Genomic DNA, 5,243 nt, shown 5'->3' with positions numbered 1-5,243 from the left:
AAGCTAACTCTGGGCTGGCACCATTGACTGGAAACACCTCTACTTCAGGTAAATCTTTGAACAGTGCACTGGTGAGATAGCGTTCCCCAAAGCTGGGCTGGATGAAGACCACTAACTTACCAGCATTTTCAGGACGCTTGGCAACCTGAATCGCAGCAGCAAGGGCTGCACCAGCAGAGATGCCTGATAATATGCCTTCTTCTCGTGCAAGGCGGCGACTGTAGGCGATCGCGGTGTCGCTGTTGACTTGGATTACCTCATCAATTAGCTCCATCTTCAGAATGGAGGGCACAAACCCCGCACCAATGCCCTGGATTTTATGGGGGCCTGGTTGTCCGCCAGAGAGCACATGGCTTTCCTCTGGTTCTACCGCGATCGCCCGGAATCCTGGCTTGCGCTGCTTCAGCACCTCGGCTACTCCTGTAATGGTACCACCCGTGCCTACACCAGCAATCAGAATATCGATAGTGCCATCGGTGTCTGCCCACAATTCTTCAGCAGTAGTTTCTCGGTGTACCTTAGGGTTGGCCGGATTAGCAAACTGTTGCAGCATAAAGGCATTGGGGACTTGCCTCACAATTTCCTCCGCACGGGCGATCGCCCCTTTCATTCCCTGTGCCCCTGGTGTCAGTTCCAACTGCGCACCATAGGCTTTCAGCATTAACCGCCGTTCCATACTCATGGTTTCTGGCATGGTCAAGATTAACTGATAACCTTTGGCGGCAGCTACCATTGCTAGTGCAATACCCGTGTTGCCAGAGGTCGGCTCTACCAAAATCGTTTTCCCTGGTTGAATCAAGCCCTGATCTTCAGCTACTTGAATCATGCTGATCCCGATCCGATCCTTGACTGAGGCTGCTGGGTTAAAACCCTCTAGTTTTGCCACCACATCTGCCACACACCCTTCGGCTTGAGGAATTTGCTGTAGTCTGACTAGGGGAGTTTTTCCAATTAGCTCCGTAATGTTGTTGGCGATGCGCATAGCATAACTCCTTAGGGGAATGAGAAGAATTGAGGTCTGCAGCAACAAATTGCAGTAGTAACACATCACTGATGCTTGACTTTCAGTATACTACGGTAAATCGGTAGAGTTTTGGTAGTTATCTAAATCTATATAAATTCTGCTTAATCACTCCTTATCAATCGTTCATAGTTTTCTGCTCTGCTCCCTCACCTGCGCTACGACCTTAGGCTAGACGGGATGCTGCCCTAATTCAGTCAGCTCATACCCTACTCCCTAGGGATGAAACAATGAATTTCCAGGGCAGTTCTCTAGAAACACTCGACACAACTCTAGAGGTGATGAAGCCTATCGCTTCGTAGCAAGAGCTTAAAGTCTCATCGTAACATGATTATGGTAATATTTTATACCTTCAATTACTTAGCTGTGTCACAAGAGATTCTGGGCTAGTTTACAGGCAAGGAACCATGGCTACTTTCAGTAGATCAACTGATGTTGGTTTTTTACTTAGTTGCCTAGGATGCGTATATCTAGTACCCCAACCACAAGCCTATGGTATCGTTCTGGAATGCTCTGCTGGATACAAGTTTGTTTATGCCCCACGGTCACTGCTATCTGTGGCGACCGGAGTTAGTCTGGCTTAATGTCGTATCAGATACAGCGATCGCTGTCGCCTATTTCTCGATTCCAATTACGCTGATTATCTTTATTCAACGGCGCAAAGACTTGCCATTCAGTTGGATCTTTGCCCTGTTTGGCTTGTTCATTGTGGCCTGTGGTACCGGTCACATTATGGATATATGGACACTTTGGCACCCTACCTATTGGCTATCAACTGTGGTCAAGGTGTTTACTGCCCTAGTTTCCATGTCTACTGCGATTATATTAGTTCCGCTTATACCTATGGCCTTGGCCCTACCTAGCCCTGAAACATTGCGGCTTGCTAACCAACAACTAGAGGCAGAAGTCAATGAGCGCAAGCGCACAGAAGCGGCTCTACAAGATTCTTTAGCCAATGCTCAAGGACTTAATGCCATCTTAGACAACCTAGCCGACGGCCTGCTGGTGGCAGATACAAATGGCAACATTATTCGCCTTAACCTAGCCTTGGTAAAGATGTATCAACTACCAGAACCTTCTGGTTCTGGAGAGATGCCAATGCCCTCCTGTCATATGCTGCCTGAGAAGTTAATTGAATTATTGCACCAAGCACAACAACAACTTGGTGCGGTCACTACAGCTGAAGTGGAGCTAGCCCATGGCCGAGTTGGACAAGCGGTCGCTAGGGCAATTTTCAAGCAAGCATCTGAGCAGACTACGTGTCTTGGTTCTGCTGTGCTGATTCGAGATGTAACCCGTGAACGGGAGATTGATCGCATGAAAACTGATTTTATCTCTACCGTATCCCACGAGTTGCGTACTCCTTTGACCTCAATCCTAGGATTTGCCTCCATTATTAAAGAGCGCTTAGAGGAGGACATGTTGCTGAGTTGGCAAGCTGGCAATCAAAAACTGACGAAGGTATTAAACAAAATCAGAGCAAACTCGACCATCATCGTTTCTGAAGCAGAGCGGTTGACATCGTTGATTAATGATTTGTTGGATGTCGCCAAGATGGAATCGGGAGAAGTGACTTGGAACCTAGTACCAGTGAACCCACTGGACATGTTGCATCAGGCGATCGCGGCTACAGAACCCTTGTTTATGGATAGTGGCCTAGAGTTTCAGTTAGACATACCCAGTCAGTTGCCTACTGTTGAGGTTGATCGCGATCGTATCGTTCAAGTCATTATTAATTTGCTGTCCAACGCTGTCAAGTTTACGCCTAAAGGCATAGTTCGCTGTGCTGCCAAGGTTGACAATGAATATCTCTGCATTAGCGTTAGTGACACAGGCATTGGCATTGCTCCGGAGGATCAAGACAAGGTTTTTGATAAATTCAAGCAAGTTGGCAATGTGTTGACAAACAAGCCCAAAGGTACAGGGTTAGGGTTATCTATCTGTTATCAAATCATCAAGCATCATGGCGGCCAGATATGGGTTAACAGTGTTGTCGGCAAAGGTAGCACGTTTTCCTTCACCCTGCCGTTGGCACAACGTCAACTAGCCACTCCAGTTTCTCAAATTCCACAGGCTCAGCCTGAAAATACTATTGCACCCTTGACAACCACTTGCTCATCTGGGCAGTCAGTATCACCTACGGTGATGATGCCAATTTCAACCCAGAAAGCCCAAAAAACAATATTGGTCGTAGATGATGATCCAAACATCTGTGAACTCTTGAAACAGCAGCTAGAGACACAGGGCTATAACGTACTGACGACGGGTAGCAGTGTACAGGCCATTCAGCAGGTTGCTCTTGAAAAGCCAGATTTAATCATTATGGATGTGATACTACCCCAAATCAGCGGTTTTGATGTGGCTGCTGTTTTGAGATATAACCCCAGCACGGCTGGTATTCCGATCATTATTCTGTCGATGATTGACGATCGCGAGCGCGGGCGACAGCTAGGAATCGAGCGCTATTTCACCAAGCCTGTCAATGCTGACGAATTGCTGCGAGATATTTCGGTGTTATTAGCCCAGGGACGATCCTTATGTAGGGGCATTGTTGTTTGCACACCCTCTATGCCAGCTTAGCAGCCGTTACTGATAGTTCGTCACGCCCAGAGGCAGAGCAGTCATCAGGTGCTGCGTTAATGGCTGCGGCTAACAAGGCGATACTGAATCCATAGCATAGTTTTAGGTCTCACAGATAGCAATATCAACCTAGGGAACTACATCCAGCACTACCTACAACCCAGCTCTAGCGTCTTGTCCTAGGTTGGGATAACGCCGCAATTTGTTTTTTGACCTCAGCATAGTTAGTCTTGTAAGTAGGCAGTTTTTGGGCAGCCTCTCGACCGGCATTGGTACTGCTAGGAACTTTCTCTAGTTCGGCGATCGCTAGTCCCCACTTTTGTTCCGCTTGCCTCAGAACTGACAGGTTGTTGGGAGAGACTTTGACCATATCAGATGCTTCTTGAGCATGGCGCTGAGCGACAGCAAGTACCTTTGTAGCCATATCTTCCTGCTTCAGACGCTGTTGCAGTCTACGTTGCTCTTGTTGCAGAATATCCAATTTCTCACTCGCTGTGACTCCATCCGGCACTAGGAAGGGAATTGCAGGAATTGTCCGCAACTCCTGGATGACAGTATTCATGTCACCCTGTAGGCGCTTGATGTCGTCCACATCTCCAGGTTTCTTGCTTTTAGCAATGAGAGCATCCGCTTGATCAATCGTTGTACGAGCCTTGGTCGATATCATGCGGCCTTGCAAGAGCACAATTCCCACTAGGGCTAGGGCCAACCCAACCACCGCGATCGCCCGGGCGATCGGCATTTCTCCCTCAGCTATCTGAGGTTCATCCTCCAAGACATTATCCTCGGCTACAGGTTCTGAGGTTGGTGTTGCTTGGGGGGAAACCTGTGGCAATGGGTTAGTAGGAGCAGAATCGGCTGCTGTTTGATCATCTAGCTGGCTATCCCAGTTCAGAGCAAGGGGGGGAATATCAGTTAGCTCATCAACTGTAACATCAGCAGTCTCGAATGACTGAGTCAGTGCTGAAGTAGCAGCACTAGCAGGTGATTGTGGAACATCTGGTGGAGGTGCTGGCACCTGAGACTGTGGAGCATCTCGTAAAGGCTCTAGTATTTGAGGCTGCGGCACATCTAGGGGAGGTGCTGGTACCTGAGGTTGATCAGCACTGTCTGGAGGACTGGCAACTGGTGGGATGGGCGACACAGCAGAAGCGTTATCCCTCGACGCTGATCTAGTAGGCACTATGGGAGGAGGTGGAGGGACATTCAGCTCTTGATGGGCACCGGGAGGAGGCGAAGGAACATTTAGCTCTTGATGGGTGCTTGAAGGAGTCAAATCTGGCTCAGCCAAGTTAATCACTTGGCTCCATGGCTGCCCCTGTTGATTGCGCTGTTTGCCATAAATTGTCAAAGACTTAAACCGAGTAGCTCCCAGCCTAGAAATCACTTGATGCACAAACGGTACGAGTACAGCTTGATCAAGGGCCTGGTTGGACTCTAGCAACAGATGGAGGCGATCGTCTTGTACCACAGTTTTAGCTGTAATGCCCTTGGGTTCGAGCATCCGACCCAAAAACGCATTAATAGCCTGAGGATTTCCCTGCCTAGCTAATTCCAGAAGGTTTTGTGATGCCATAACCCTTTGCTCACCTTAATCAATCATAACAGCAGCCTGTAAACAGCTCTCAAACGTTTGAAACCA

General features: G+C 48.3%; 3 protein-coding genes. 1 reads left to right on the top strand and 2 read right to left on the bottom strand.

What is annotated here, in order from left to right:
* Nucleotides 1-982 (bottom strand): cysteine synthase A (gene cysK, locus NZ772_13300; GenBank protein MCS6814525.1); only part of this gene is annotated, 982 nt, incomplete at its 3' end.
* 531 nt (nucleotides 983-1,513) lie between these two features.
* Between cysK and NZ772_13295 the strand changes: the two genes are divergently transcribed.
* Nucleotides 1,514-3,601, top strand: a complete 2,088-nt coding sequence (locus NZ772_13295; protein MCS6814524.1) for an ATP-binding protein — start codon at nucleotides 1,514-1,516, stop codon at nucleotides 3,599-3,601.
* A 166-nt stretch (nucleotides 3,602-3,767) separates the two neighbouring features.
* Here NZ772_13295 and NZ772_13290 read toward each other — a convergent pair whose 3' ends face one another.
* The gene (locus tag NZ772_13290) at nucleotides 3,768-5,177 is read right to left on the bottom strand and encodes a hypothetical protein (GenBank protein MCS6814523.1); all 1,410 of its coding nucleotides are present in this window, start codon (nucleotides 5,175-5,177) and stop codon (nucleotides 3,768-3,770) included.
* Nucleotides 5,178-5,243: the final 66 nt, after the last annotated feature.

Source organism: Cyanobacteriota bacterium (assembly GCA_025054735.1).
Taxonomy (GTDB): domain Bacteria; phylum Cyanobacteriota; class Cyanobacteriia; order SKYG9; family SKYG9; genus SKYG9.
The sequence above is the reverse complement of the archived record's forward strand: the minus strand, read 5'-3'. Positions and strand labels throughout refer to the sequence as shown.

Excerpts from the sequence above, each read along its gene's own strand:
- NZ772_13295 (MCS6814524.1), top strand. The coding sequence starts at position 1,514 with ATGGTATCGTTCTGGAATGCTCTGCTGGATACAAGTTTGTTTATGCCC.
- NZ772_13290 (MCS6814523.1), bottom strand. The coding sequence starts at position 5,177 with ATGGCATCACAAAACCTTCTGGAATTAGCTAGGCAGGGAAATCCTCAG.